Origin of the sequence: Microbispora sp. NPDC046933, assembly GCF_040644635.1 — a bacterium.
Classification (GTDB): Bacteria; Actinomycetota; Actinomycetes; order Streptosporangiales; family Streptosporangiaceae; genus Microbispora.
In genome coordinates, this window is the sequence record NZ_JBEYWW010000013.1 from 148,169 (window position 1) to 174,825 (window position 26,657).

At 71.4% G+C, this 26,657-nt stretch carries 27 protein-coding genes and 1 tRNA gene; 10 read left to right on the forward strand and 18 right to left on the reverse strand.

All coding sequences use genetic code 11. The features are described 5' to 3' along the window. Positions 1 to 326: 326 nt before the first annotated feature. A complete protein-coding gene (locus ABZ857_RS19510; protein WP_357044725.1) occupies positions 327 to 866 on the reverse strand; it encodes a GNAT family N-acetyltransferase in 540 nt (179 codons plus the stop codon). Positions 867 to 1,542: 676 nt separating this feature from the next. On the opposite strand from ABZ857_RS19510, the gene ABZ857_RS19515 reads away from it, so the two are divergent. Continuing rightward, entirely contained in the window at positions 1,543 to 3,339 is a 1,797-nt protein-coding gene (locus ABZ857_RS19515; RefSeq protein WP_357044727.1) for an ABC transporter ATP-binding protein, read from the forward strand. Positions 3,340 to 3,535: 196 nt separating this feature from the next. Next, positions 3,536 to 4,249: an AfsR/SARP family transcriptional regulator gene (locus ABZ857_RS19520; protein ID WP_357044883.1), complete on the forward strand. Its 714-nt coding sequence runs from the start codon at positions 3,536 to 3,538 to the stop codon at positions 4,247 to 4,249. A 13-nt stretch (positions 4,250 to 4,262) separates the two neighbouring features. On the opposite strand, the gene ABZ857_RS19525 is transcribed toward ABZ857_RS19520, so the two are convergent. The 6 genes from ABZ857_RS19525 to ABZ857_RS19550 form a co-directional block, all read right to left on the reverse strand. Continuing rightward, positions 4,263 to 4,970: an ABC transporter ATP-binding protein gene (locus ABZ857_RS19525; protein ID WP_357044885.1), complete on the reverse strand. Its 708-nt coding sequence runs from the start codon at positions 4,968 to 4,970 to the stop codon at positions 4,263 to 4,265. A gap of 2 nt (positions 4,971 to 4,972) precedes the next feature. Then, entirely contained in the window at positions 4,973 to 5,530 is a 558-nt protein-coding gene (locus tag ABZ857_RS19530) for a hypothetical protein (RefSeq protein ID WP_357044729.1), read from the reverse strand. A 17-nt stretch (positions 5,531 to 5,547) separates the two neighbouring features. Next, a complete protein-coding gene (locus ABZ857_RS19535) occupies positions 5,548 to 6,051 on the reverse strand; it encodes a MauE/DoxX family redox-associated membrane protein (RefSeq protein ID WP_357044731.1) in 504 nt (167 codons plus the stop codon). An 8-nt stretch (positions 6,052 to 6,059) separates the two neighbouring features. Continuing rightward, positions 6,060 to 8,918: an ABC transporter permease gene (locus ABZ857_RS19540; RefSeq protein ID WP_357044733.1), complete on the reverse strand. Its 2,859-nt coding sequence runs from the start codon at positions 8,916 to 8,918 to the stop codon at positions 6,060 to 6,062. Further along, the gene (locus ABZ857_RS19545) at positions 8,912 to 9,400 is read right to left on the reverse strand and encodes a S26 family signal peptidase (protein WP_357044735.1); all 489 of its coding nucleotides are present in this window, start codon (positions 9,398 to 9,400) and stop codon (positions 8,912 to 8,914) included. The genes ABZ857_RS19540 and ABZ857_RS19545 overlap by 7 nt, the downstream gene beginning before the upstream one ends. 77 nt (positions 9,401 to 9,477) lie before the next feature. Further along, positions 9,478 to 9,642: a hypothetical protein gene (locus ABZ857_RS19550; RefSeq protein ID WP_167748098.1), complete on the reverse strand. Its 165-nt coding sequence runs from the start codon at positions 9,640 to 9,642 to the stop codon at positions 9,478 to 9,480. A gap of 213 nt (positions 9,643 to 9,855) precedes the next feature. Between ABZ857_RS19550 and ABZ857_RS19555 the strand changes: the two genes are divergently transcribed. Continuing rightward, a complete protein-coding gene (locus ABZ857_RS19555) occupies positions 9,856 to 10,038 on the forward strand; it encodes a hypothetical protein (protein WP_357044737.1) in 183 nt (60 codons plus the stop codon). Between the two features lie 356 nt (positions 10,039 to 10,394). On the opposite strand, the gene ABZ857_RS19560 is transcribed toward ABZ857_RS19555, so the two are convergent. The 3 genes from ABZ857_RS19560 to cysS all read right to left on the reverse strand — a co-directional run bounded on the left by ABZ857_RS19560 (position 10,395) and on the right by cysS (position 12,892). Further along, positions 10,395 to 10,467 (reverse strand) — tRNA-Thr (locus tag ABZ857_RS19560). Between the two features lie 51 nt (positions 10,468 to 10,518). Continuing rightward, positions 10,519 to 11,475 (reverse strand): 23S rRNA (guanosine(2251)-2'-O)-methyltransferase RlmB, encoded by a 957-nt coding sequence (rlmB, locus tag ABZ857_RS19565; protein WP_357044739.1) that lies wholly within the window; start codon positions 11,473 to 11,475, stop codon positions 10,519 to 10,521. A 22-nt stretch (positions 11,476 to 11,497) separates the two neighbouring features. Next, positions 11,498 to 12,892 carry a cysteine--tRNA ligase gene (cysS, locus tag ABZ857_RS19570; protein WP_357044740.1) on the reverse strand — a complete coding sequence of 465 codons (1,395 nt, stop codon included), beginning with the start codon at positions 12,890 to 12,892 and terminating at the stop codon, positions 11,498 to 11,500. A 464-nt stretch (positions 12,893 to 13,356) separates the two neighbouring features. Here cysS and ABZ857_RS19575 point away from each other — a divergent pair, with 464 nt between their 5' ends. Continuing rightward, complete coding sequence (locus ABZ857_RS19575; RefSeq protein ID WP_357044742.1) at positions 13,357 to 14,862, forward strand: DUF2637 domain-containing protein; 1,506 nt, start codon at positions 13,357 to 13,359, stop codon at positions 14,860 to 14,862. 146 nt (positions 14,863 to 15,008) lie between these two features. On the opposite strand, the gene ABZ857_RS19580 is transcribed toward ABZ857_RS19575, so the two are convergent. From ABZ857_RS19580 to ABZ857_RS19590, 3 genes are all read right to left on the reverse strand, one after another. After that, a complete protein-coding gene (locus ABZ857_RS19580; RefSeq protein WP_357044744.1) occupies positions 15,009 to 15,278 on the reverse strand; it encodes a GlsB/YeaQ/YmgE family stress response membrane protein in 270 nt (89 codons plus the stop codon). Positions 15,279 to 15,470: 192 nt separating this feature from the next. Further along, on the reverse strand, positions 15,471 to 15,929 hold the full coding sequence (gene ispF, locus ABZ857_RS19585) for a 2-C-methyl-D-erythritol 2,4-cyclodiphosphate synthase (protein WP_357044746.1): 459 nt from the start codon (positions 15,927 to 15,929) through the stop codon (positions 15,471 to 15,473). A 17-nt stretch (positions 15,930 to 15,946) separates the two neighbouring features. Continuing rightward, positions 15,947 to 16,429: a CarD family transcriptional regulator gene (locus ABZ857_RS19590; protein ID WP_030510364.1), complete on the reverse strand. Its 483-nt coding sequence runs from the start codon at positions 16,427 to 16,429 to the stop codon at positions 15,947 to 15,949. Positions 16,430 to 16,686: 257 nt separating this feature from the next. Here ABZ857_RS19590 and ABZ857_RS19595 point away from each other — a divergent pair, with 257 nt between their 5' ends. Then, entirely contained in the window at positions 16,687 to 17,337 is a 651-nt protein-coding gene (locus ABZ857_RS19595) for a copper chaperone PCu(A)C (protein ID WP_357044748.1), read from the forward strand. A 93-nt stretch (positions 17,338 to 17,430) separates the two neighbouring features. On the opposite strand, the gene ABZ857_RS19600 is transcribed toward ABZ857_RS19595, so the two are convergent. Continuing rightward, positions 17,431 to 18,120 carry a response regulator transcription factor gene (locus ABZ857_RS19600; protein ID WP_357044750.1) on the reverse strand — a complete coding sequence of 230 codons (690 nt, stop codon included), beginning with the start codon at positions 18,118 to 18,120 and terminating at the stop codon, positions 17,431 to 17,433. After that, positions 18,117 to 19,226, reverse strand: coding sequence for an ATP-binding protein (locus tag ABZ857_RS19605; protein WP_357044887.1), 1,110 nt, complete (start codon positions 19,224 to 19,226; stop codon positions 18,117 to 18,119). The genes ABZ857_RS19600 and ABZ857_RS19605 overlap by 4 nt, the downstream gene beginning before the upstream one ends. Positions 19,227 to 19,411: 185 nt before the next feature. On the opposite strand from ABZ857_RS19605, the gene phoU reads away from it, so the two are divergent. After that, positions 19,412 to 20,071 (forward strand): phosphate signaling complex protein PhoU, encoded by a 660-nt coding sequence (gene phoU / locus ABZ857_RS19610; RefSeq protein ID WP_357044752.1) that lies wholly within the window; start codon positions 19,412 to 19,414, stop codon positions 20,069 to 20,071. A gap of 264 nt (positions 20,072 to 20,335) precedes the next feature. Then, positions 20,336 to 21,766: a hypothetical protein gene (locus tag ABZ857_RS19615; protein WP_357044754.1), complete on the forward strand. Its 1,431-nt coding sequence runs from the start codon at positions 20,336 to 20,338 to the stop codon at positions 21,764 to 21,766. Between the two features lie 52 nt (positions 21,767 to 21,818). Here the strand turns inward: ABZ857_RS19615 and ABZ857_RS19620 are convergent, their stop codons facing one another. The 3 genes from ABZ857_RS19620 to mshA are packed head-to-tail and all read right to left on the reverse strand — an operon-like array spanning position 21,819 to position 24,380. Next, positions 21,819 to 22,562 carry a phosphoglyceromutase gene (locus ABZ857_RS19620; protein WP_357044756.1) on the reverse strand — a complete coding sequence of 248 codons (744 nt, stop codon included), beginning with the start codon at positions 22,560 to 22,562 and terminating at the stop codon, positions 21,819 to 21,821. Between the two features lie 39 nt (positions 22,563 to 22,601). After that, positions 22,602 to 23,087: a YbjN domain-containing protein gene (locus ABZ857_RS19625; protein WP_357044758.1), complete on the reverse strand. Its 486-nt coding sequence runs from the start codon at positions 23,085 to 23,087 to the stop codon at positions 22,602 to 22,604. A 9-nt stretch (positions 23,088 to 23,096) separates the two neighbouring features. Then, positions 23,097 to 24,380 carry a D-inositol-3-phosphate glycosyltransferase gene (gene mshA, locus ABZ857_RS19630; RefSeq protein WP_357044760.1) on the reverse strand — a complete coding sequence of 428 codons (1,284 nt, stop codon included), beginning with the start codon at positions 24,378 to 24,380 and terminating at the stop codon, positions 23,097 to 23,099. A 130-nt stretch (positions 24,381 to 24,510) separates the two neighbouring features. Here mshA and ABZ857_RS19635 point away from each other — a divergent pair, with 130 nt between their 5' ends. The 3 genes from ABZ857_RS19635 to ABZ857_RS19645 are packed head-to-tail and all read left to right on the forward strand — an operon-like array spanning position 24,511 to position 26,650. Further along, entirely contained in the window at positions 24,511 to 25,287 is a 777-nt protein-coding gene (locus ABZ857_RS19635) for an SDR family NAD(P)-dependent oxidoreductase (protein WP_357044889.1), read from the forward strand. After that, the gene (locus ABZ857_RS19640; protein WP_357044762.1) at positions 25,284 to 26,096 is read left to right on the forward strand and encodes a class I SAM-dependent methyltransferase; all 813 of its coding nucleotides are present in this window, start codon (positions 25,284 to 25,286) and stop codon (positions 26,094 to 26,096) included. Before ABZ857_RS19635 ends, ABZ857_RS19640 begins: the two co-directional genes overlap by 4 nt. Before the next feature lie 26 nt (positions 26,097 to 26,122). Beyond that, entirely contained in the window at positions 26,123 to 26,650 is a 528-nt protein-coding gene (locus ABZ857_RS19645; protein WP_357044764.1) for a GNAT family N-acetyltransferase, read from the forward strand. The last annotated feature ends 7 nt before the right edge of the window (positions 26,651 to 26,657 follow it).

Here is a 26,657-nt window from a genome sequence, read left to right on the forward strand (position 1 = left end):
GACCCGCGTCGCCGCAGGCCGGGAGGGGGCGCGCCCAGGGCCTCGTTCAGTTCCAAGCCGTTGTGGCTACCGACTTGTTGAGTCAGCAGCCGCCCTCCAGGCCGGAGAACGCGAGCCACTTCCACGGCGTTCAGGCCGCCGTGCCGATTGAGCACGAGGTCGAAGGTGGCACTGCCTGCGGGTATGTCGTCCGCACTGCCGCCGGCCACTCGCACGTTCGACGGCGTGAGCCGGGCCGCGGCGACAAGCCTGGGACGCGCGGGCGGTGCACCAGCCGCCCGCCTGTTCCGCGTGGTGTCGTCGCGGTTCGGCCGGTGCTCACGTCTCTACCCCGGATCGAGTACGCGCGTCATCCAGATCGTGTCGCCGCGTTCGGCGTCCCTGGTGATGCGGCCGCTTCGGTGGAAATCGAGCTTCTCGAGGACGCGGAACGAGGGTGCGTTCCACTCCCGCACGGTCGCCCAGAGTCGTCGACGTCCTGTTCGCGTCGCGGCTTCGATAACCGCACGGGCGGCTTCTGTCGCGTAACCATGGCCATGAGCTCGTTGTGCCAGCTCGTACGCGATCTCAGGTTCGTCGAAAGATCCCTGGCCGACGGTCAGTCCGCAGTATCCAATGAACTCACCGGTGTCTCGCAGCTCGATCGGCAGCAACCCGAGCCCCGGATCCGCCATCAGCGGATTGTCGAGGAGCCGGCCGCGCATGTCTTCGATCGTCGGGCGTCCCTCGGCGTCGATCCGCCGTACCGCTCGTGGATCCCGCTCAAGCCATAACCCGCGATACTCCTCGGCATCCGACGGCACCCACCGCCGCAACCGCAGCCGCTCGGTCACCAGCTCCGCCGGTAGATCCTCATAAGTCCCCACCCGACCAACCTAACCCAGTGCCGCCAAGACCGGAGATGACCGCAAGAGGCGGACGTTGAGCTGCTCATCGGTTGGTGGGGAGTTGCCGTCAAGGGTGCCATCACGGAGCTGCGGCACTCGGGAGCTCAGCGGGCGATATGTCAGTTTCCACTGGACTGTCGGGCTTCGAGGCTGACTTCCCACAGCTGGTTCATACGTCCCACCAAAGGGGAGTAGTGAACTTTGGCGAAAACGGGGCGCAGTGACGCACAGCCTACTCACCCGGTACGACATAAATCGCGCCGCAGCATGGGAGCCTTTCGCACCCCGCGAAAGGCCGCCTTGCGTTCACTCCGAGCCGGCTGCGCTGCGCATCGATACGCACACCTCCGCCCTCAAGAAAGGCTTCACCCAGGACTTCCTGAAGATGTGCAAGAACCGTACGCTCCCCTCCCGCTCGGCCGGACAGCGCCCACCCGCGATGGCGTTGTGCCGGGAATGTACGACTCCTATACGCGGCGCCCCTAATCTGCGAGAAGACCGGCAGGCCAGGATGCCCACGTCACAGGCGTGGTCCTCCCGGTCCCGAGACCCCGGGTCCCCGATCGAAAAGGGCTGGCCGCATGCCGTTCCCCGTCACCGCGCCACCGGCGTCCGCGTTCGCCGCCGCGACCCGCGAGGCGGAAGGCCGCGCGGAATGAGGGACGCGCTCGGTCTCGCCTGGCACGCCGGCCGGTCCCGCCTGGTCCTCTTCGCCGTGCTCACCGTTCTCGCCGCCGCGGTCCCACTCGCCGTCGCCTGGCTGACCAAGGTGACGCTGGACCTGATCGCGCACGGCGACGCCACGATCGCCCTGGTGGTCACGCTGGGGACCGCCCTGGCGGTGTGCGGAGCGGGCGCCGCGGCGGTTCCCGCGATCACGCACTACCTGCGCGAGGAGATCGGGCGGCGGGTGAGCCGGATCGCCCAGGACCTCCTGTTCCTGGCCACGGAACGCTTCGTCGGGCTGGCCCGGTTCGAGGATCCCGCCTTCCTCGACCGGCTGCAGCTGGCCCAGCGGCACGGCGGGGCCACTCCCGCCCTGCTCGTCGCCGCTCTCCTCGGGATCACCAGGAGCGCCCTGGTCGGGGTGGGTTTCGTGGCCTCGCTCGCGGCGATCAGCCCGTGGATGGCCGTCCTCGTGCTCGGCTCCGCCGCCCCCATGCTCCTGGCCGAGCTGTGGCTGTCCCGGCGGCGGGCGACCATGCTGTGGGACATAGGCCCGCATGAGCGGCGGGAGATCTTCTTCCGTGACCTCCTCGTCAACGTGCGGGCCGCCAAGGAGATCCGGCTGTTCGGCATCGCCGGCCACCTGCGCCGACTCATGATGGACGAGCGCCGGGTCGCGGACGCGGAACGCCGCCGTACGGACCGGCGCGAGCTGGCCGTGCAGACCTGCACCGGCCTCGCGGGCGCGCTGGCGGCCGGGGCCGGGCTGCTGTGGGCGCTGGTCGGCACCCTGGACGGCGGTCGCACGATCGGCGACGTCTCGATGTTCGTCGCCGCCGTCGCGGGGGTGCAGGGCTCGGTCACGGGCCTGGTGACCGAGGTGGCCCAGGCGCATCAGCACCTTCGGCTGTTCTCCCACCACCTCGCGGTGACGTCCGACCGTCCCGACCTCCCGGTCGCGGCGAGGCCGCGGCCCGTCCCCGTGCTGAGGCGGGGCATCGAGTTCCGGGACGTGTGGTTCCGTTACTCCCCCGGACAGGACTGGGCGCTGCGCGGGATCAGCTTCGACGTCCCGTACGGCGGGGCCCTCGGCCTCGTGGGCAAAAACGGGGCGGGCAAGAGCACAGTGGTGAAACTGCTGTGCCGGATGTACGACCCGGCGCGCGGCGCGATCCTTTGGGACGGGGTCGACCTGCGCGACATGGCGCCGGACGAGCTGAGGCGCCGCGTCGGCGTGGTCTTCCAGGACTACATGGAATACGACCTGACCGTGGCGGACAACATCGGATTGAGCGATCTCGCCGCGCTGGGCGATCGAGACCGGATCGTCGCGGCGGCACGTGCGGCGGGCGCCGACTCCTTCGCCGAAAAGCTCCCCCGCGCCTACGACACCCTGCTGTCGCGCATTTTCCTCGACCGGGACGGCGGCGAGCACGGTGTCCACCTGTCCGGCGGACAGTGGCAGCGCCTGGCCCTCGCCCGGGCGTACCTGCGCGGCGAACGCGACCTGCTCATCCTGGACGAACCCAGCTCCGGACTGGACGCCGAGGCGGAACACGAGATCCACACCGGCCTGCGCGAGCACCGGGCCGGACGCACCAGCGTGCTGATCTCCCACCGCCTCAGCGCGGTGCGGGACGCGGACCTGCTCGTCGTCCTGGACCGGGGACAGGTGGTGGAGCAGGGGACGCACAAGGCACTCATGGACGCCGGCGGCGTCTACGCGCGGCTGTTCACCCTCCAGGCGCGGGGCTACCAGTTCTCCGAGCCGGGGCATCGGGACTGACCTCAGCTATGCCCGATATGTCCTTTACTTGAAATACGTTCTGTCGGAGTTTATATTTTCTGCCATCGCCCGAAAGTTTCCGGGGGCTTACGGGGTCTTCATGGGGTTTGAGTTCCGATTATTGGGTCCGCTCGAAATACTCAATGGGGCACAACCGATTTCGCTGACCGCCCATAAGCCCCGGGCGCTGCTCGTGATGCTGCTGCTGAACTCCGCAAAGCTGGTGCTGTGGCACCGGCTGCTGGAAGAACTGTGGGACGGCGCCCAGCCCGCTTCGGCGATGTCCAACCTGCGGACGTACGCGACCGAACTGCGCCGGGTCGTCTTCGACGGCGGGCCGCAGCTCGTCTCGGACCCCGACGGCCTCCGGCTGCAGGTCGACAGGGAAGAGATCGACGTCGACGTCTTCGCCGACCTGTGCGCCCGGGCCAGGAACGACCAGATGAACGGCGATCTGCCGGCCGCCTCCTCGGCGTACGAGCGCGCGCTCCACATGTGGCGCGGGCCCGCGCTGACCGGGCTGCGCCGCGGGCCGATCCTCACCGCCACCGCGACCGCGCTGGACGAACGCCGCATCGGAGTGCTGGAGGACTGGTTCGACGTCCGGCTCGACCTGACCGCGACCGACCGGTGCAGCGGGTCCGCCCTCGCCGCCGACCTGCGCGGGCACCTCGCCGAGCACCAGGTGCGTGAGCGCCCGCACCGGCAGCTCATGGTCACGCTGTACCGGCTCGGCGACGTCGCCGGGGCGCTCCAGGCGTGCGCCAGCGCCCGTGAGGTGCTCCGGCGCTCGCTGGGCCTCGATCCGGACGACCGCGTCGAGTGGCTCCAGGCCGCCATCCTCCGGCGCGACCCCGACCTGCTCCGCCCGGGCGTCCAGAACAGGACAGGCGACGCGCTTCGGCTTTGAGGCCCCCGAGCGGTCAGCGCGCGGTGTCGTCGACGATCCGGCCGTCCCGGATGCGGATGATCCGATCGCAGTACGCGGCCACCCCGTCGTCGTGGGTGGCGACCAGCAGGGTCAGCCCCTGCTCGGCGACCAGGCGATCGACCAGCTCCATCACCTCCCGGCCGGTGGCCGAGTCGAGGTTGCCCGTGGGCTCGTCGGCCAGGATCAGCCGAGGGTCGCCGATCAGCGCACGCGCGACCGCGACCCGCTGCTGCTGCCCGCCGGACAGCTGCGACGGCACGGCGTGCGCCCGCTCCAGCAGGCCCACGGCGGCGAGCAGCTGCCGGGCCCGTTCCGTACGGTCGAAGTCCACCCGGCGGGGCAGCACCGGGGCGAGGACGTTGTCCAGGACGGTGAGCGCGGGCAGCAGGTGGAACCGCTGGAAGACGAAGCCGACGCTGCGGCGGTAGACCGACAGCTCACGGCGGCCGAGCGCGGTCACCTCCCGGTCCCCGACCGTGATCGTGCCGCCGTCCACCCGCTCCATGCCGCCGATCAGGTGGAGCAGGGTGGACTTGCCGGAGCCCGAAGCACCCACCACGGCGACCCGCTGCCCCGCCGGCACGTGCAGCGACACGTCGTCGGCGGCGACGATCCGGCCGTCTCCCTGACCGAACCGCTTGGTCAGCCCCCTGATCGTCACCTCGACACCACGCCGGGTGCCGGTCGTACGCGCCTCCATCGTCACCTCTCCGCCCTCGCCGCGGGCTCCGGGAGCCGCTCCACTCCCGTGGCCACGGCCGTGACGCGCCCATCCGCGTCCAGCACGCACATCGCCGGGAAGCCCCGTACGCCGAAGGCCCGCTGGACCGGGCCCTGATCCGGCTCGACCAGCACCCGCGCGACAGGATCGAACAGCGCGACCAGCTCGCCCACATCGTCCCGCGACCCGACCACGACCACCAGCGCCCGGTCGCGGCCCAGGGACCGCGCGCGTTCCGCGAAGGGGGACGCCTGCGCGCGGCACGGAGCACAGGTCGGCGTGAAGAACCCGAGCATCATGCCGCCGGTCAGGGAGTCCCTGCCCAGGTGCTCACCACCGGTCGTCGTGACCTCACCGAAGTCCTCCGGCGCCGACCCGGGTCCGTTCATGACCTCCTCCGGATTCGACGGCAGGACGGCCCGCAGGGTCGCGAGTTCACGGTCCTGCCGGGCCAGGCGCCGGACGACGCCGTACGTGAACACCAGGTTGAGCACCGCCACGAGTCCCACGAGCACGAGGGCCGCGATCACGTATCCCAAAACGCACCTCCGCACATTCACTGGCCGAACAGGTCGGCGACGTCGTCGAAGCGGATGACCAGGGCCGCCGCGAGCAGCGCGACCCCGGCGGCCAGCAGGGCGCCGGGGCCGTCGATCCCGGCGCCGCCCGGCAGCACCGCCGCAGCCAGGCCCAGCGCGGCCACGCCGAGCAGGGCGAGATTGCGCACCATGTGCCGCGTGCCGAGGTCCGCCTCGCCGCCGCCGAAGCACCGGCACCGTACGGCGAGGCCCCGGCGGAGCACCACGGCCACACCCGCCGTGAGCACGGCGACCAATCCGGCCGCCAGCCCGAACCCCACCGGCGGGGCCACGACGACCAGCGGAGGGACCAGCGCCTCGGCGGCGCACAGGGCCGCGGCCGGCCAGGTGCCGCCTCCGGTCAGCGGCTCGATCGACCGGCGGAACCGCCGGAACGCCTCACGGGAGGCCAGCTTGCTCACCGCCGACCAGCCGAAGACCACGGCGAGCAGGATCTGGCAGCCGAGTTCCACGTGTCTCACCGACGGCCTCAGTCCTCCGCCAGCACGGCGGCCAGCGGCAGGCGGCGCATGAGCTGCGCGGGGACGGCGGCGGCCAGCACCGCGAACGCGGTTCCGGCCGCGGCGACCGGGAGCGTGGCGCTCACGGTCGCCCAGGTGAGGCCGCCCAGGAACGCGGCCAGCACGCCGAGGCCGAGACCGGCCCCGAGCACTGCGCCGGTCAGACCGAGCAGCGCACCCTCGGTGACGATCAGGCGGCCGAGCTCCCCGTCGGACCACCCGCACGCGCGCAGCGCGGCCAGCTCGCCGCTGCGTTCCCGGACGCTCAGGTAGAGAGCGTCCGCGATGGCGAACACGCCGAGCGCCACCGTGGTGACGGCGGCGGCCAGATCGACCCCGCGTACCTGGAGCGAGACGGCGTCGCCCAGCAGCGTGCCCTGGGCCTCGCCGTGGAACCGCCACGTGATCACCAGCAGTGTGGACACCGCCGCCACTCCGGCCGCGAGCGCCAGCACGCCGACCAGGCTGCGGGTCGGGACCCGCACCAGGTTGCCCACCGCCATGCCGTACACCGTCCGGGCCCGGCGTGCCCGGGTGCGGGTGACCACGGGGGGACGGATCGCCGCCATCGGGTGCGCCCGCCCGGCCCGCAGCGCGGGCACCAGCCCGCCGAGCAGGGCGATCCCGCAGGCGACCGGTACGGCCAGCAGCGCGTGTCCGGGGCTCACCTCGATGCCGGTGGCGGCGGCCAGCGGCAGGGACACGGCGGCGCCCAGGATCCCGGCGGCCAGGCCGACCAGCACCACCTCCCCCAGCACCAGCGCGGCCAGCCGCCCGGCCGGCCAGCCCAGACAGCCGAGGACGGCCAGCTCGCGCCGCCGCACCCGGACCGACGCGGCCACCGCGTTGCCCAGGAACAGCACGCACACCACGAGGATGAGGCCGAACAGCAACGCGCTCTTCTGGTCGACGGCCCTGGTCAGCGCGACCGCCACGCCCTTGGTCGTCCAGTTCTCCAGCAGCCGCAGCTCGGGGCGGCCGAACACGCCGGCGGGCAGCTCGACCGGGCGCGGGGCCGGGGAGGAGCCGATGGTGATGTCCACATCGAGCCCGGTCGTGGTGGCGATCTTCTCGGCGACCACGCGGATCCGCTCCTGGGACAGATCGTCCAGCCCGGTGACCCCGGCGACCCGCACCCGGATCGCGGAGACCGGCGCCTCCTGCGCCGGGTCGTCGCCGCGGATGAGCATGGGCAGCGCGGTCAGCGTCGTCAGGAGCTGGGGCGGGGTGGCCAGGTAGCCGCCGGGGTTGCCGTTGGGCAGCAGCGGGCGGTTCCCCAGCGCCGCCCGCGCGGCCTGGTCCGCGCCGGTCGCGCTCGCCGGCTGGTACGTCTCCAGCGGCACCGCGGACAACGCGGAGAACTCGGTCAGCCCGGCCGCGTCGAACCTGCCCACCACCCGCGGGAACGCGTATACGGACACGCCACCGGGGCCGGCCAGTTCGCGTTTGGTCGACGGCCGGAGCGCCCGATCGTGCGCGAACAACGGGGCCGAGGTGTCCACGAGGGAGTTCTCCTGCCGCCACACCTCGTCGAGGTCGACGGTGACGGGATCCGGCTTCAGCACCCCCTCTCCGCCCCCATAGCGCGGGCGGCCGGACTGGATCACACGGTCCACGTTGAGCCACGTGTCGCCGGGGTCGGTGATCGGGCGCTCGCTGACCTTCCGGTAGACGCTCTCCGCGTCGACGCGCACGGTCGCCGTGCGCCGGGCCGGCTCCGCCCGTAGCCGCTTCCACAGCTCATCGCCGCGCAGGCTCGCGATCTCCGGCGGCCGGTCCAGCCGGGAGACTCCGGCGGTCAGCTGCTCGTCGATGTGCGCGGTCGACGAGAGCAGCATGGGAACATCGGCGAACAGCGCCCACTTGGTCGGCGTCGGGCCGTCGGTCGCGCGCAGGTAACGCCCGGTGACCACGGCGCGATCCAGCCCGACCAGTTCCGCCTCCTGCACGGGATCGACGGCCGCCAGCAACAGCGGCACGGGCCAGCTGACGGGGAGCGTCAGGCGCGGCAGCCGTACCTGCCGGGGAATGATCCCACCGCCCGCGTCGCCGAGCTGGGTGCGGAAACCGCCGTCCGGCAGCATCTGGTAGACGTCCACCCGGGACCGGTCCGCCGCCGTGAGGTAGGTGCGTCCGGGCTCTCGCTTGCGCGCGGTGGGACAGATCGGCTGGATCCGTCCGTCCGGGAGGACTTCGGCCGCCGGGTAGCCGGACGACATCCCCGGGCGGTCACATACCGCGTCGTCCACCCGCACCTTCCGGCCCTCGTAGCGGTAGCCGGCGAACTCCACGAAGTTCGCCTTGTTCGTCGTGAACCGCGGCCACAGCACGGGGTTGCGGGTCACGTACACGTACCTGTCACCCGGGTCGTCGATCGTCGACAGTCCCCGGTCGCTGGTCCAGGTCCTGTCCACCTTGAGCAACTGCTGTCGTGCCCCTCGATCGAGCTGCTCCGTGAGGTCGATCTCGGCGGTCGCCGTCACGTCGACGTACCCCACCATCGCCACCGGAGCGGCCACCTCGACGCCGGGCAGCGCGAGTATCCGCCGCCACTGATCGAGCGTGATGCCGCCGAACTGGCCGGACAGGAAGTTCGGGCGCACCTGCCCGTGCGTGAGCTCCTGCGCGTCCCGGCTCCCCTTGGGCCGCACCAGCACGTCGTACGTGCTCCGGTAGTTGTCGTCCACAGTCCCGGTCACGCGCAGGCGTGAGGTCTCCACCGAGCCGGTGAGCAGGGTGAACCCGCTCGTGGCCAGCAACACGCCGAGCAGCATCGTCATCGAGCGCACCGACTGGCGGCGTAACTGGCCGATCATCAGCCTCAGCATGAATCCCCATCAGACGGTCGCATTCGCCGGATCACAACACCCAGCAGACGCTCTCCGGCGACGTACCCGTAAAGGCGCGAGTCCCGGCTCACCGCCGGGTTGTCCCCGAGCACCACCAGCCGGTCGGCGGGGACGGACGTGGTCCCCCCGGCCAGCACGGGCACGCGCGTCTCGGGGACGGGGTCTCCGGGTACGGCTATCGCCCGTTTCACCGCCCACACCGTGCGGGGGCCGTCGTTCTCCGCCGCCCCGGCGGGCACCGGCACGGGAGGCGCGTCGATCACGTCGGCGAAGACGACCAGGTCGTCGGTGCGGACCGCCGTCACACCGCGTCGCCGCACCAGCACCCGGTCACCGTCTCGGAGCGTGGGCTGCATGCTCCTGCCCCGTACGGTCACCACGACGAAGGCCCGGCGCATCCCCAAAGTCACCGCCGCCAGCGCGAGGGCCGCCAGCGCCGGAACGGTGAGCAGAAGCGACAACCGCCATCCCCCTCATACGCCGCCGGACCCGGTGGTCGCACCGGGTCCGGCTCGGTCACCCGGTCACGCGCCGCCCGTCAGCAGCCGGCGTGCGCGTAGTAGGTGCAGCGGCCGCAGTAGTAGAGGTAGATGTCGCCTCCGACGCACTTGCAGTAGCCCTCCCACCCGCAGGCGCGGGCTTCGGCATGCGGGACCACCTTGTCGACCATCCTGTCGGCGACCCGCCTGATCAGCGCTCTCATGACCACTTCCTTTCGCCGGACGTGATTGACCCCGATCGTAAAAAGCGGGGATTCAGCGGGGATACAGGCTCCGTACAGCGCGCGGCCCGGCGGCGGTCGCCAAGGATGAGCCGTTTGCTTCGGGTTATGCGCCGCGCCAGGTGGGGCGGGTTCGCCGGTGAGGCGGCGGGCCATGAGGTCGATCATCGCCGGGTAGATCTTGGCTTCGGAGCGATGTCCTGGGTCGTGGCAGTCTGCGTCGACCTCACCTGCGTCATGGCCGCCCGCGAACGCCAGCGCGACAAGAAAACCAGCTGCCGGCGCAACGGGTGGATGTCCTGGCCCACGCTCGTCCTGGTCGGCGGGATCGTCCTGTCCGCGTCAGGAAGACGATTCAGGACGAGCGTGAGCCGGTGATCGCCGAGACGCACCGGTGGCCGCTGCGGGAAGCACGGCTCACCTGGGCGGCGATGCTGGCCGGTCAGGTGCGCGTGAACGGGCGCGGCGGCATGGTCGAGTCCTCAGGGCAGTGAGGAAACTCCCGCGCCGTCGCGCCTTCTGCTTTCCACGGGGCAGACAGAATCCTCGGGCACGCCAGCGTCGCGATCATCAAAGACGTCTACGGCGACGGAGGCCGTTTCCGGCGCTCTGCTGGGGCAGCGGAAGCGGGTGGCTCCCAGGGTGGCTCCCGACGACGCCGAAGAGACCGGATGAGCCGCGAAAGCACAAGGCCCCTGACCGCGAAACCGCTGATCAGGGGCCTGTCGTACGAGAGCCGCCTTGGGGAATCGAACCCCAGACCTTCTGTTTACAAGACAGATGCTCTGCCGATTGAGCTAAGGCGGCCTGTTACCCAGACGAGTTTAGTGGGCCGAGGGCCGAACCGTCACGGTGGAATCACCGGCGACGGTGGCGGGCGACCTCGTAGAGGGCGATTCCGGCGGCCACGCCCGCGTTCAGAGACTCTGCGGCGGCGTTCATGGGGATGCGCGCGATCTGGTCGCACGCCTCCCTGACCAGGCGGGACAGGCCCTTGCCCTCCGAGCCGACGACCACGACGAGCGGTTCTGTCGCGAGTTCGACGTCGGCGATGTCCACCGTGGCCGTGCCGTCGAGGCCGACCACGAACAGGCCCTCCTCCCGGTACGCCTGAAGGGTCTGGGTGAGGTTCGACGCCCGGGCGACGGGGAGGGTCGCGAGGGTGCCGGCCGAGGTCTTCCAGGCGCCGGCGGTGACGCCCGCCGAACGGCGGGACGGGACGAGCAGCCCGTGCGCGCCGAAGGCGGTCGCCGAGCGGGCGATGGCGCCGAGGTTGCGCGGGTCGGTCACGCCGTCCAGGGCGACGATCAACGGCACTTCGGCGGCGTCCCTGGCCCGCTCCACGAGCTGCTCCGGGTGCGCGTAATCGTACGGCGGGACCTGCAGGCCGATGCCCTGGTGGACCGTGCTCTCGGTCAGCCGGTCGAGCTTGTCCCTGCTGACCTCCAGCAGGGCGATGCCGCGGTCAGCCGCGATCTTGATGGCCTCGCGGACCCGGTCGTCGTTGTCGACCCGCTGCGCCACGTACAGCGCGTTCGCGGGGACCCCCGCGCGCAGCGCCTCGATCACGGGGTTCCGGCCGCCGATGACCTCGGGGGCGTCCTCCCGGCGCGTACGGCTCGGCGCACGCGAGGACGACCCGCCGCCCCGGGCCTCGCGCTCGATCCGCTCGGCGCGGGCCTTGTCCTTGTACCAGTGCCGCATGTGCGCGGGCGGCGTCGCTCCCTTGCCCTCCAGGGAGCGCCTGACCTTGCCGCCCGAGCCCTTGGCCGGCCCCTGCTTCTTCGCCGGCTTCCCTGAAGCCTTTCCCGCCATGGTCTCTAGCGTAGGGCCACGCCTACTGTGCCAGCTCCCACCGCGGGCCCTGCGGGGTGTCCTCCACCACGATCCCGGCCGCCGCGAGCTGGTCGCGGATCGCGTCGGCCGCCGCGTAGTCCTTACGGGCACGCGCGGCCTGCCGCTGCTCCAGAGCCACGGTCACGAGCGCGTCCACGACCTCCCGGAGCCCCGAGTCGCCGGTCGTACGCCACTGCTCCGACCTGGGGTCGAGGCCGAGCACGTCGAGCATGTTCTGCGTCTCGGCGAGCAGCCGGGCGACCTGTTCCTTGTTGCCCTGGGCCAGCGCGACGTTGCCCTCGCGGACGACCTCGTGGATCACGGCGAGCGCCTGCGAGACGTTCAGGTCGTCGTCCATGGCGTCCACGAAGGCCTGGGGCAGCGGCGCGGCGGCGTCCACGTCGTGGATCACCTCGGCGGCCCGGGTGACGAAGCCCTCGATCCGGCGGTATCCGGCCGCAGCCTCCTGCAGCGCCTCGTCGGAGTAGTCGATCGCCGAGCGGTAGTGCGCCGCGACCAGGTAGTAGCGCAGCTCGACCGCCCGCACCTTGCGGAGCATGTCCGGGATGAGCAGCGAGTTGCCCAGCGACTTGCTCATCTTCTCGCCGCCGAGCTTCAGCATGCCGTTGTGCAGCCAGTAGCGTGCGAAGCCGTCGCCCGCCGCCTGCGACTGGGCGGTCTCGTTCTCGTGGTGCGGGAAGATCAGGTCGACGCCGCCGCCGTGGATGTCGAAGGTGCCGCCGAGATACTTGGTCGCCATGGCCGAGCACTCCAGGTGCCAGCCGGGACGGCCCCGGCCCCACGGCGTCGGCCACGTGGGCTCGCCGGGCTTGGCGCCCTTCCACAGCGCGAAGTCGCGCGGGTCGCGCTTCAGCGAGTCGGTGTCGGTGTCCGCGGCCGCCCGCATGTTCTCCAGCCTCTGGTTGGAGAGCTTGCCGTATCGGTCGGCGTAGGAGACCACGTCGAAGTAGACGTCGCCGCCCGCGGCGTACGCATGACCCTTGTCGATCAGGCGCCGCATCAGCTCGATCATCTCCGGCACGTGGCCCATCGCACGGGGCTCGACGGTCGGCGGCAGGCAGCCGAGCTGGTCGTACGCCCAGGTGAAGGCGCGCTGGTTGCGCTCGGACACGACGAACCAGGGAACGCCCTCCTGGGCGGCCACCTTGATGATCTTGTCGTCGAGATCGGTGACGTTGCGGCAGAAGGTCACGTCGTAGCCCTGCCGCATCAGCCACCGGCGGAGAACGTCGAAGTTCACTCCGGACCTGATGTGCCCGATGTGCGGCGGAGCCTGAACGGTCGCACCACACAGATACATCGAGACCCGGCCGGGCTCGACCGGTACGAATTCACGGACCGTACGCGTGCTGGTGTCGTAGAGGTGCAGGCTCACGAAGGCAAGGCTAACGCCTGACGGCGCAGCACAGGGCTACTTGGGCGCCCGTGAACGGCTCGGCGTGGCCGATCACGGAAACTTACGACACATAAGTCCCGATATAACCCGAAAACAAAAGCCGTAACGACCCGTACAGCCGTCCGCGCGATCTTCGACTGCCTCGCGCAGGACCCGGCCGGACACGCAGCGTCGCCGGGCCACCGGGAGCGACCGGAGACGATCAATGAAAACGCACGGGACCACCCCAGGGACGGAGACCGCGCCTTTTGCACCCCATCCTTCGCATCTCATCGCTCTCGAAGCACACGCCCGCGTGCTCGCGCGGCTCCGGCCACAAGGCTGGACCGCGCCGGGCCGGAACGCGCCGGAGATTCCCGCGCGGAGTCCCCGGTTCCGACACGAAACGGGTGATCACGGGGGTGCGATCAATCGTCACTCCGATTCTGTAGGCTCGAAACGCCATGGACGTGACTCCCCCCGGCGCGGCAGGCACGGCCTCCCGCCCGTCCCGAAACACCCCCTCCGGAATCCCGTTGGTGCTGCGCCGCCTGGCCATCGGCCTCGCGGGCGCCGCCCTCGCGGTGCTCGCCGGGGTCGCCTGCGCGCTGTCCTTCGACGACCTGCGGGCTCTGGCCGTCTCCGGGCGCGCCGAGCCACGGCTCGCCTACCTGTATCCCGCGGCGTTCGACGTTCTGCTGGTCGTCGCCCTGGTCAGCGTGCCGTTGGTCCGGGGCGCGCGTTTCCTGGTCCGGTTACAGGCGGGCTTCGTCCTGGTCCTGCTCCTGGCCTCGGCCGCCGCCTCGAACGCCGCGACCGCCGTCGGCGTCTCCTTCGACCCCGACGCCTCCGCTCTCGTCGTCGCGCTGTCGCCCTGGGTGATGCTCGCCATCGGGCTGTGGCTGCTGCTGCTCCTGCTGAAGCACGTGCGCACCAACCGGGCCGACCTGGACGGCGACGACGACTCCGACGACGACCTGGTGCCCTTCGACGGCGGGCGCGAACCCCGGGCCGCCGTCACCGCCCCCTACCCTGTGGCCGTGCGGGAGCGCCCCGCGCCCGCGCACGCCGTCACCGAGGAGCACGGCGCACCGCCCCTGCAGCCGGTTCCCGAGGCCGTGGCGCCCCCCGGCTACGTCCCCCCGCTGCCGGTCAGCCCGGTCTCCGAGACCGTCGCGCCACCCGAGTACGCCCCGCCGCTGCCCGTCACCCCTCCGCAGGCCGAGAACGAGGCCGGACCGCACACTGTCACCCCCGGCGCCGACGAGGACGGCGTACGGCTGCCGCCCGAGGCGATCCCGGCAACCGTCTCCGAACCCACGCCCGAGACCGGGTCCGAGACGGTGCCGAACCAGGTGCCGGATCAGGTGCCGGACCAGGTGCCGGACGACCCCGAGGTCCTGCCGGTCGTGCCTCCGACGGCGGCGCCCCGCACCCCGCCCGTGACGGAGCCGGCCGAACCGGCCGTCAGGGAGCCGGCCATCGAGACGACCGCCGACGAGCAGGCCCACGACGCGGAGTCCGTTGCCGTCGAGACGCCCGCCCAGCCCGCCGCGGAGACGCCTTCTCCCGCCGAGACGGGTGACCGCCCGGCGCAGCAGCCCCGCCGGAACCGTCCCGTGCGCTGGGGCGACTTCGTGCGGCCCCACACCGGCGACGTCCTCGTGCACCCCCGCCCCAAGCCGGAAGAGCCGGCCGACGCCGAGCCGGAGCGGCCCGAGGACGAGGCGGGCGTGGACACCCAGCCGCTCCGCCAGATCAGGGACGTGCCGGATCCCGCCCATGCGGCGGACAGCGCCGATCCGGGCGAGCAGGACGGCAGACGCAGGCCGCAGGTGGCGGAAAGCCCCGATCAGGGCGCGCCGGAAGCCACGGGCGGCGAGGAGGACACCACAGGCACCGGGGAGGGAACCCTGCCGATGGCGCCTCCGTCAGGCCGGATGCGCAGCACGCCCCGCCCGCCCGCCTGACAGCCCCGCCCGCCTGACTGCGCCGCGGAAGAGGGGCGACCCGGTACACCGGGCCGCACAGCGCGCAGGCCCGCCCGGCTGGGGAGCCGGGCGGGCCTGCGCGTGCTTTGGGGTGAGGGCGGGGGCCGCCCTACCGAGCGAGTGCCTTACACACGCGAGCCCCGCTTGAGGCCGGCGACGATGCCGACACCCACGACGGCCAGTACGACCTGCATGACGAGTTCGATCCAGTCGATGCCCGGCGTCGTGTCGACACCCATGACCTGGGCGATCGCGGTACCGATGAGCGCCGCGACGATGCCGACGACGATCGTCAGCAGCCAGCCGATCGGCTGCCGGCCCGGCAGGAACAGGCGGCCCAGAGCGCCGATGACCGCACCGATGACGATGGCGCCGAGAATGGACTCGATTGTCATATCGACCTCCCGATGAGGGTGACCCTTTCATCCTCGGACTGTGGGCTACCCCACGGAAGGGAAATATGCGTCCCATGAAAGAAAAAAGAGGGCGGCGGCTCGATTCCGCGCCTTGGTTCGAGCCGCCGCCCACGCGTTAGTGAGACGCTCCGGGTCTCATTCAGGTTGGCACGTCCGATTGGAACGGAACAGTCACGCCGGGAGGATCAGAGCGGTCGCGATGGCAGCCACACCCTCGCCGCGGCCGGTGAGCCCGAGGCCGTCGGTCGTGGTCGCGCTGACGCTCACCGGAGCCCCGGCGGCGGCCCCGAGGGCCTTCTCCGCCTCCGCGCGGCGAGGTGCCACCTTCGGCCGGTTCCCGACGATCTGGACAGCCAGGTTTCCGATCTCGAATCCGGACGCCCGCACCTGGCGAGCCGCCTCCTCCAGGAGGGTCACGCCCGCGGCGCCCGCCCAGCGGGGGTCGGAGGTGCCGAAGAGCGCGCCCACGTCTCCGAGCCCGGCGGCCGACAGCAGCGCGTCACAGCAGGCGTGCGCCGCCGCGTCGCCGTCGGAGTGGCCGGCCAGCCCTGTCTCGCCCGGCCAGAACAGTCCAGCGAGATGGAGCTCCCGACCGGACGCGAAAGGGTGGACATCGACCCCGACGCCCACCCTTGGCGATGTGATGTTCAGGAGTTCAGCACCTCGTCGAGCAGGGCCTCCGCCTTGTCCTCGTTGGTCTTCTCCGCCAGCGCGAGCTCGCTGACGAGGATCTGGCGGGCCTTGGCGAGCATGCGCTTCTCACCGGCGGACAGGCCGCGCTCCTTGTCGCGCCGCCACAGGTCGCGCACCACCTCGGCCACCTTGTTGACGTCCCCCGACGCCAGCTTCTCAAGGTTGGCCTTGTAGCGGCGGGACCAGTTGGTGGGCTCCTCCGTGTGCGGCATGCGCAGCACGTCGAACACCCGCTCGAGTCCCTCCTGGCCGACGACGTCGCGCACACCGACGAGTTCGGCATTTTCCGCTGGTACCTGTACGGTCAGGTCGCCCTTGTCGACCTTGAGCACCAGGTAGGTCTTTTCCTCACCCTTGATGGTTCGGGTCGTGATGGCCTCGATCCGCGCAGCCCCATGGTGGGGGTAGACGACAGTGTCGCCGACCTGGAAAGTCATGTGACGAGTACCCCTTCCGCTGTACTCCAGAGTACCACGCGGTTCCCGCCTCCCGGAACAGTGAAAGGAACATAACTGCAGGTCAAAGCCTCGTTTTGGGGCTTGACAAGCCATCCACTCTGTGAATCGACATATGGGACATACCAGGTGACCTGCACTACTACAGCGTAGGGAGCGGGAGCCGACGCCGGACCGGCGACCGGCGCGGATAAGGTGATTGCTGCCCATACACGTGCGTACCAAGGAGACCTCGAACCGTGACCAGCAGCAGCCGTCGCAGGGCGATCGCCGTTGCCGCGCTCCTCGCCGCCGCCATCCCTGCACTGGCCGCGTGTGGCGCCGGTTTCGACGCCAACACCAACGTGCCGTACGCCCCGAACGAGGCAGGCGTCCTCTATGACGGCGACGGCCCCGGCAAGGCCTACGGCAAGAACGGCGTCATGATCCCGCAGGCGTTCATCCTCGGGCCCGACTCCGGCCAGCAGCTCGCCGCCGGCGGGTCGGCGCCGCTCTACCTGACTCTCCTGAACAGCACGGGGACGGCCGACCAGCTCACCAGCATCATCCCCGAGGAGCAGAAGGCGACCTCCGTCAATGTGCAGAGCGCCATCGACCTTCAGCCCGGCACGCTCGCCAAGACCCCCGGGGTCACGGTCGAGGGCCTGAAGACGGCGCTGCGCGGCGGAGAGAGCATCAAGCTCACGCTCCAGTTCAAGAACGCCGGCGACATCGCGCTCACCGTGCCGGTCGTCGCGCGCAGCCGCGAGTTCGCGACGCTGCCGCCCGCGGCGACGGCCACGCCCGCGGCCTCTCCGCTCGCCACCGGAAGCCCGGCGCCGTCGGACGCCGCGACCCCGGAGACCGGCGAAGCCGCTCCCTCCGCATCGCCCGCCGCGAACGCCCACTAGCGGCCGCGTGGACGCGCAGGAGCCCCTGTCCGGCCGGACAGGGGCTCCTTTCCACGCGAACGGACCGCGCGAGCCGTACGGGCCCGTACGGGCTCAGTCGTCGGCGGGGTCGAACTTGTAGCCCAGGCCGCGCACGGTGAGGATGCAGCGGGGGTTGGAGGGGTCGGCCTCGACCTTGGCCCGCAGCCGCTTCACGTGCACGTCGAGCGTCTTGGTGTCGCCCACGTAGTCGGCGCCCCAGACCCGGTCGATGAGCTGGCCGCGGGTCAGCACCCGCCCGGCGTTGCGCAGCAGCACCTCGAGCAGCTCGAACTCCTTCAACGGGAGCTGCACCTGCTGGCCGCGTACGGCCACGATGTGCCGGTCGACGTCCATGCGGACCGGTCCCCCGGTCAGGACCGCCGACTCCACCTCTTCGATGTCGCCCTGCCTGCGCAGCACCGCGCGGATGCGGGCCACCAGCTCGCGGGACGAGAAGGGCTTGGTCACGTAGTCGTCGGCGCCCAGCTCCAGGCCGACGACCTTGTCGATCTCACTGTCCTTCGCGGTCAGCATGATCACCGGCACCTTGGAACGCTGCCGGAGAGAGCGGCACACCTCGGTTCCGGGCAGGCCCGGGAGCATCAGGTCGAGCAGGACGAGGTCGGCCCCGTTGCGGTCGAACGTGTCCAGCGCCTCGGGGCCTGTGGCCGCCACCGCGACCTCGAACCCCTCTTTTCTGAGCATGTATGACAAGGCGTCCGAGAACGACTCCTCGTCCTCGACGACGAGTACCCGAGTCACTTAGCGGCCTCCTGGGGGATGGTCGTGCTTGGTAGGGGGACCGCCTGACCGCCGAACGCGGGAAGGCGAAGAGTGAAGGTGGAGCCGGAGCCTTCCTTGCTCCACACCGCGACCTCGCCGCCGTGGGCGACGGCCACGTGCTTGACTATCGCGAGGCCGAGCCCGGTGCCGCCGGTGGCTCTGGACCTGGCCGCGTCGACCCGGAAGAACCGCTCGAAGATGCGCTCCTGCGCGCTCTCCGGGATGCCGATGCCCTGGTCGCTCACGCTCACCTCGACGGCGTTCCCCGCCGGCCTGGCGCTGATCACGACGCGGGTGTGCTCGGGGCTGTAGGCGACGGCGTTGTCGATGAGGTTGCGCAGCGCGGTGACGAGAAGCTCCTCGTCGCCCCAGACCTTCAGGCCTTCCGTGCCGCCCGCGACGAGCGTGATGTCCTTCGCCGAGGCCTTCGTGTTGCACCGGTCGATGGCCTCGTGGACGGTCTCGTCCACGGGCACCTGCGCGGGCGCCGGGATGGGCTCGCCGCCCTGGATCCGCGACAGCGTGATCAGGTCCTGCACGAGGTAGGTCAGGCGGGCGGCCTCGTGCTGCATCCGGCCGGCGAACCGCTTCACGGCCTCGGGGTCGTCGGCCGCGTCCTGGATGGTCTCGGCGAGCAGGCTCAGCGCGCCGACCGGCGTCTTGAGCTCGTGGCTGACGTTCGCGACGAAGTCCCTGCGCACCGCCTCGACCCGCTGCCGCTCGGTCTGGTCCTCGGCGAGCACGAGCACCTGCCCGTGGGAGCCGAGCGGAGCCACCCGCACCGCGAACGACGTGGACTCCTGCCCGAACTTGCGGCCGGCGGTCTCTATCTCGCTCTCGCGGATCTCGCCGTCCCTGCGGACCTTCCTGGCCAGCGCGAGCAGCTCGGCGGCCATGAGGGACTCCCCGCGTACGAGGCCGAAGGCGCGCGCGGCCGAGCTGGCGCGCAGCACCCGGTCCTCCCGGTCGAGGACGACCGCCGAGGAGGGCAGCACGGCGAGGACCGACGCCACGCCCGGGGACAGGCTGTCGTCCACCGGCTCCGGCTCCTGGGGCTTGTCCATCTGCCGTCGGATCGCGAGCATGACGAAGGAGCCGAGGACGAATCCGCCCATCGCCGCCAGGCTCGCCAGCAACTCGTTCACATTCAGCAGCCTAGGCGGCATTTCTGGTTCTTCCACCTGTCCGACCTGGCAGGACCCTCCTGTTTCCGGAAAAGTTCATTCGGCGGTCGGGATTCGTTCATCGACCCGCGCGTAGCGTGGCGGCCATGCGCGACGCCTATCACGAAGAGCTTGCGGCCCTGACCGACCGCCTGGTGGAGATGACCCGCCTGGTGCGGTCGGCCATGTCGAGGGGGACGACCGCCCTGCTCGACGCCGACCTGCAGCTGGCGGAGAGCGTCATCTCCCAGGACGCCGAGGTCGACCGGCTGCACCAGGAGCTGGAGGCCTCGATCTTCGAGCTGATGGCCACGCAGCAGCCGGTGGCGGTCGACCTGCGTACCGTCATCACCGCCCTGCGAATGGCCGCCGACCTGGAGCGTATGGGCGACCTGGCCGAGCACATCGCCAAGCTCGCCCGGATGCGCCACCCCGAGTCCGCCATCCCGGCCGAGCTGCGTGACACGTTCGTCGAGATGGGCGCCATCGCCGAGAACCTGATCACCAAGGCGGGCAGCTGCATCGCCTCCCGCGACGTCGATCTCGCCAAGGAGCTGGAGGAGGACGACGACGCGATGGACCGCCGTCACCGCCGGCTGTTCCGCGTCCTGCTCTCCAAGGACTGGGAGCACGGGATCGAGGCCGCCATCGACATCACTCTGGCCGGCCGCTACTACGAGCGGTACGCCGACCACGCCGTACGCGTCGCCCGCGACGTCGTGTACCTCGTCACGGGTACGCGCGACGCGGACGCCCTCGCCGACTGACGCGGCGGCGGACGGGGAGCGCGAAAGCCCCGGTCCTCGGGGGGCCGGGGCTTTCGCGTCGAATGGTCGCGCCTCCGGCGCGGCGGCGCCGTGCTCGTTTCCGCGCCTACGGCTTCGGGCGCTTACAGCCCCTTGGCCGTGCCAGAGGCGCGCCATGAGCACAGCCCCCGGTGAGTGCTCGCTCGTTCCCCAGTCCGGACACGGCAGCGCCCTTCGCAACGTCTGCGTGTCGTTTGTCGTACGTGCCGGATAGTCTCCGCTGTCGTGCCGAGACGATCATGGGCGCTCTGGGCGGCGGCTGCGCTGACCGCGGTGGCTCCCACCCTCTACTTCTGGGTCGTGTCGATCCTGGCCGGCGACGGCGGCAGCCGCAGCTACATATCGACGTACTGGGGCTCCTGCCTCGGCTGGGACATCCATGACCTGGTCTCTCCCTGGATATACCTGATCACCGGCTTTCCCCTCTTCTCGTACGGCGGAGCCCCGCTGATCGTCCTGGGTTGCGCGGGCTGGTATCTGAGCCTCCGGAGCGGGCGAGCCGGACTGAGCAGGATCACCGGCCGGTGCGTCGCCGTCGTTCTGCTCGTCCTCAACCTCCCCGGCTTCCTGCTCCCCACCCTCGACGCGGCGCTCGGCCCCGCCTGCCTGGACGCGTGGGGGCCGCCCGAGCTGTTTTCCTGGCAGGTCGGGTGGGGGCTCTACGACTGCCTTCCGCCGCTCCTCGTCCTGCTCGCCGTACGCGCTCCCCGGCGCGCGTACGTACGGCGGGGGCCGGCCGCCCGTACGGCGGCGGCCGTCCTGGCGGTGACCGCGGTCGTCCTGCTCCCAGCGGCGTCGGCCGCTCCCGGGAGCGTGAGCGCACCGTGGGAGCTCGGCTGCTTCGGATCCGGCGACGGCACCGTCAAAGGGCTGAGCGAGGCGGACAAGCGCTTCCTCTGCGAGGTCCGCGGCTACGACCACCCGTACGACTCGGGCCTGCAGGGGTGGAACGAGGTTTCCGACCAGGCCGTCCTGGATCAGGGGCGCCACCTGTGCGCGCTGGCGACCCGGCACGGAGGCGACATCGGTGCGCGGGCCGTCCAAGAGGCCCCGCAGGCGTCCCTGGCGATCGCGCTGCCGAGCCTGTGCCCGGTGGTGGCCCGCGCGCAGCAGGCGGAGGCCGACCGGCGGCAGGCGGAGTCGGACGCGTACGTCGCCCGGAAGGAGCGGGCCTGCGCGGCGCATCCGCGGCACCGGCCGAAGACCAGGCCCGTACGGCAGCGCCGGGCCACGCTGTGGACGGAGTTCTCGACCATCGAAGGCTGGGAGGACGGCTACGAGGGCAATCCCCCCGAGCTGGTGAAGAACCTGGTGGGAAGCGGCCGGGGCGTGCTGGCGATCTGGGCCGCCGACGAGGGCGGGCACGCGTGTGTGACCGTCGAGTCCTACAGCCGGCGCCCGCCGCTGGAGACCAGAGGCTGGGAGGAGGTGGTCGAGGTGGGGTACGAGAGCCCGGCCGGGTCCCTGCATCTGTTCGACGGCCACGGCGGCAGAGTGGATGGGCTCACCACACGCGGCCCGGGTTCCTACCGGGTCAGGGTCCACCGGCGAGGGCGCGCGCTCGTGACCCAGGTGCCCGATCCCCCGGACGGCGCCGTCGAACTCCTGGTCATGGTGTTCCCCGGCACGGCGAAGAAGCCGGTCGTCCACAAATGACCGAAGGCCGCGCTCCTTGCAAGGAGCGCGGCCTGTGGGACAGGTGCGAGGGTTACTTCTTGCCCTGGTTGGCGACGGCCTCGATGGCGGCCTTGGCGGCCTCGGGGTCGAGGTACTCGCCCTTGCCGACCGGCCGGAAGTCGGCGTCCAGCTCGTAGCGCAGCGGGATGCCGGTGGGGATGTTCAGGCCCGCGATGTCCGCGTCGCTGATGCCCTCCAGGTGCTTGACCAGCGCGCGCAGGGAGTTGCCGTGCGCCACCACCAGCACGTCGCGACCGGCCGCCAGGTCGGGGACGATCTCGTCGTACCAGTACGGGAGCATGCGCCCGACGACGTCCTTGAGGCACTCCGTACGCGGCACCAGCTCCGAGGGGAGCAGGGAGTAGCGGCCGTCGCCGAGCTGGGAGTACTCGTCGTCGTCCGCGATCGGCGGCGGCGGCACGTCGTAGGACCGGCGCCACAGCATGAACTGCTCGTCGCCGAACTCGGCGCGGGTCTGGGCCTTGTCCTTGCCCTGGAGGGCGCCGTAGTGGCGCTCGTTCAGCCGCCAGGAGCGCTTGACCGGGAGCCAGAGCAGGTCGGCCGCCTCAAGCGCGATGTTGGCGGTCTTGATGGCCCGGGTGAGCACCGAGGTGTGCACCACGTCGGGCCTGATGCCGGCCTCCAGGAGCAGCTGCCCGCCGCGCCGCGCCTCCTCCTCGCCGGTCGGCGAGAGTGTGACGTCCACCCAGCCGGTGAACAGGCCTTTGACATTCCATTCGCTCTCGCCGTGCCGCAGCAGCACCAAAGTCGCCATGCGGCCAATCCTATCGGCGTGCGGCGGACGTCCCGTTGGTCAGGACTCGACCACCCGGGCGAAGGCCCGGAGGTTGGCCAGCGACTCGCCGCGCTTGACCCGCCACTCCCACTCGCGCCTGATGGACGTCGCGAAGCCCAGCTCAAGGGCCCGGTCGAACGACTCGTCCGAGTAGGTGAGGACGCAGCCGAGGATCCGGTCGATCTCCTCCTCGGTCACCGCGTCCAGCGGCAGCCGGCCGACCAGGTGCACGTCGCCCGTGGCGTCGACGGCGAAGTGGACGCCGTACATCGAGCCGTTCTTGTGAAGCAGCCAGCGGTAGAACTCGGCGTGGTTCTCGTCGGGCTGCCGGCAGAAGAACGCCTCGATGTTGAGCGCCTGGTCGCCGACGACGAGCCAGGTCAGCGTGGCGAGCTTGTGCTGGCCCGGCAGCCTGACCAGGAACGCGCCCGGCTTCGGCCGCTCGTAGGACAGCTCGGCGGACTCCAGCGCCGACGCGATGACGGCTTCCAGATCCGGTCTCATGCCCCCACCCTACGAGTTGACCGCGATGGGAGTCCGGTGGAGCTGGGCCATGGCGCCGGCGTACACGTCGGCCAGCCGGGCGGCGGTCGCCGACCAGCCGAAACCCGTGGCGTGCTGCACGGCGCCCGCGGCCAGATCGGCGAGCCGGTCCGGGTGCCCGGCCAGCAGGGCGAGCTCGCGCGCCCAGTCGTGCGGGTCGTGGCCCGCGACCAGGACGCCGGACACGCCGTCCTTGACGGCCGTGCGCAGGCCGCCGACCGCCGCCGCGACGACCGGGGTGCCGCACGCCTGCGACTCCAGCGCGACCAGGCCGAACGACTCGTTGTACGAGGGCACCACGGTCAGGTCCGCGGCACGGTACCAGTCGGCCAGTTCCTGCTGCGGCGCGGGCGGCGCGAGCCGTACGACGTCGCAGATGCCCAGCTCGGCGGCGAGGTCGCTGAGCAGGGAGGGATGAGCGAGGCCGTTGCCGCTGGGCCCGCCGACGCAGGCCACGACGAGCCGAGACCGCAGCGAGGGGTCCTCCACGAGCATCCGGGCGGCGGCCTTGAGCAGCACGTCCGGAGCCTTGAGCGGCTGGATGCGGCCCACGAACAGCAGCACATGGGCGTCCTGCGGCAGGCCGAGGCGGTGGCGCGCGGCGCCCTTGGACGCGGGCTGGAAGACGGCGAGATTGACGCCGGGGTTGACCACCGCCACCCGTTCGCGCGGCGCGCCGTACAGGCTGATCAGCTCCTCGGCCTCGGCGGCGGTGTTGGCGACCAGGCGGTCGGCGACCTCCACGACCTGCTCCTCGCCGAGCACGCGCATCGCCGGCTCGGGCTTGTCGCCCTCGGCGAGCAGCGCGTTCTTGACCTTGGCCATGGTGTGCATGGTGTGCACGAGCGGCACGCCCCAGCGCTCCTTGGCCAGCCAGCCCACCTGGCCCGACAGCCAGTAGTGCGAGTGGATCACGTCGTAGCGCCCGGGGTCGTACATCGCCTCGGTGCGCAGCACGCCGGACAGGAAGCCGCACAGCTGCCCTGGGAGGTCGGCGCGGTCGAGCTCCTCGTACGGCCCGGCGGTGACGTGCCGCACGAGCACGCCCGGGCTCAGCTCGGCGACCGGAGGCAGGTCACGGGCGGTACGCCGGGTGAAGATCTCCACCTCGATGCCCAGCGCCGCGAGGCGTTTGGCGACCTCGAGGATGTAGACGTTCATGCCACCCGCGTCGCCGGTGCCCGGCTGGTCCAGCGGGGACGTGTGCACGCTGATGGTCGCGACGCGGTTGACCCGACGCCGTAACACCGACACCCGAACCACCTCCGAGAGCGTTATAACCACCAAAATCATCACTGGATTCCCCGACATCGGTGAGCACCGGGGGTCCTGAGAGGATGTCGCCTGCCGACCGGGGCAGCGTGGAAGGACGATGGCGGTGACGATGACCAATCGCGCGGCGACCGAGACCGCGGTCAGGACCGCGGTTGTTACCGGCGCGAGCAGCGGCATCGGCGAGGCGACGGCCCGCCGCCTCGCCGCGGAGGGATACAGGGTCGTGGCGGCGGCGCGACGACGGGACCGGCTCGACGCGCTGGCGGCCGAGGTGCCCGGCGTGCGCCCGGTGACGCTGGACGTGACCGACCAGGCGTCGGTGGACGCGCTGGCCGCCTCGCTGGAGCGCTGCGACGTCCTGGTGAACAACGCGGGCGGCGCGTTCGGGCTGGAGCCGGTGGCCGAGGGCCGGGTGGACGACTGGCAGCGGATGTACGACGTGAACGTGCTCGGGTCGCTGCGCATGACCAGGGCCCTGCTGCCGAAGCTCATCGCGTCGGGGGACGGCGTCCTGGTGATGCTCACCTCGACGGCCGGGCTTGCGTCGTACGAGGGGGGCGGCGGCTACTGCGCGGCCAAGCACGCCCAGACCTCGATGACCGAGACCCTCCGCCTGGAGCTGTGCGGCGATCCGGTGCGGGTCGTCGAGATCGCGCCGGGCATGGTGATGACCGAGGAGTTCGCCGTGACGCGCTTCCGCGGCGACGCCGAGCGCGCCGCCAAGGTGTACGAGGGCGTCCCCGACCCGCTGAGCGCGGACGACGTCGCCGACGTGATCGCCTTCGCCGTGACCCGCCCGTCGCACGTGAACATCGACAGGCTGGTCGTCCGGCCGCGCGCGCAGGCCGCCCAGCACAAGGTGCACCGGGTCTCCGCAGGGGCATGAGGCCGACCAGGCCGGTCGGGACGGTCACGCGCGGCACCACCGGGCACAACCGGCTGCGCCGCTGCGACCGCTGGATCGCCGCCGTGTACGGCCCGCTGCTGCGCTCGGCTCGGGCGGGGGCGGCGCCGCTGGTGGTGGACCTCGGCTACGGCGCGTCCCACACCACGACGACCGAGCTGTTCACGCGGCTGCGCCGGGTCTGCCCCACGGTCGAGGTGGTGGGCGTGGAGATCGCCCCCGAGCGGGTCGCGGCGGCCAAGCCGTACGAGCGGGAGGGGCTGTCGTTCGTCAGGGGCGGCTTCGAACTGCCGGTCCCCCGGCCGCCGATGATCGTGCGCGCGTTCAACGTGCTGCGGCAGTACGGCGAGGCCGAGGCGTGGGAGCACTGGGACCGGCTGCGGGCCGGTCTGCATGCCTCGGGCGTGCTCGTGGAGGGCACCTGCTCGGAGGTCGGCCACCGGGCGACCTGGGTGGCGCTCGGCGCCGAGGGACCGCGCACGCTCACCTTCGCGGCCCGGTTCACCGGCTTCGAACGCCCTTCCGACCTGGCCGAGCGCCTGCCCAAGACGCTGATCCACCGCAACGTCCCGGGCGAACGCGTCCACGCGTTCCTGACGGACTGGGACCGCGCCTGGGCGACCTGCGCCTCCTTCGGCGCGTACGGCACCCGGCAGCGGTGGATCAGGGCGGCCGAGCTGCTGGCGCGGGACTGGCCGGTGGAGGCGGCCCCGCCGACCGGCGGCCCCGGCCGCTGGCGGCTCGGCGAACTGACCCTGCCCTGGAGCAGCGTCTCCCCCCGCGATCGATGAATCCGGCGGTTGATAACGTCCCGCCCATGCGTTTCGTCCTCGACCCGGAGATGACCCCCGAGCTCTTCGAGGAGCTCCTGAGCTGCTGGGCGGAGGTGACCAACGCGGGCGGCGCGGTGGGTTTCGTACCTCCCGTGACGCCGGACGACGTCAGGCCGACGGCGGACAAGGCGTTCGCCCGCACGCGCGCGGCCGCCGGGCCGGGGGCCTCCGACAACCTCCTCGTCGGGTTCGGTGACGACGGCGCCGCGGGCGCCTGGCTCATCCTGGGCGACAACGGCTCGGGCCTGCGGGCGCACTGGCGCTGGCTGCTGCGGGTCATGGTCCACCCCAAGCACCAGGGCAAGGGGTACGGCAGGGCGCTGCTGCTCGCCGCCGACGACGCCGCCAGGTCGCTCGGCCTTGAGGCGTTGCAGCTCACCTGCCGCGGCGGCACCGGGGTCGACCGTTTCTACGCGAGCGTGGGCTACCGGGAGGTCGGCCGGGTGCCCCGCTCGATCCGGGTGGCCCCCGGCGACGACCGCGACGAGATCTACATGCTCAAGTGGCTCTGAAAGTTTT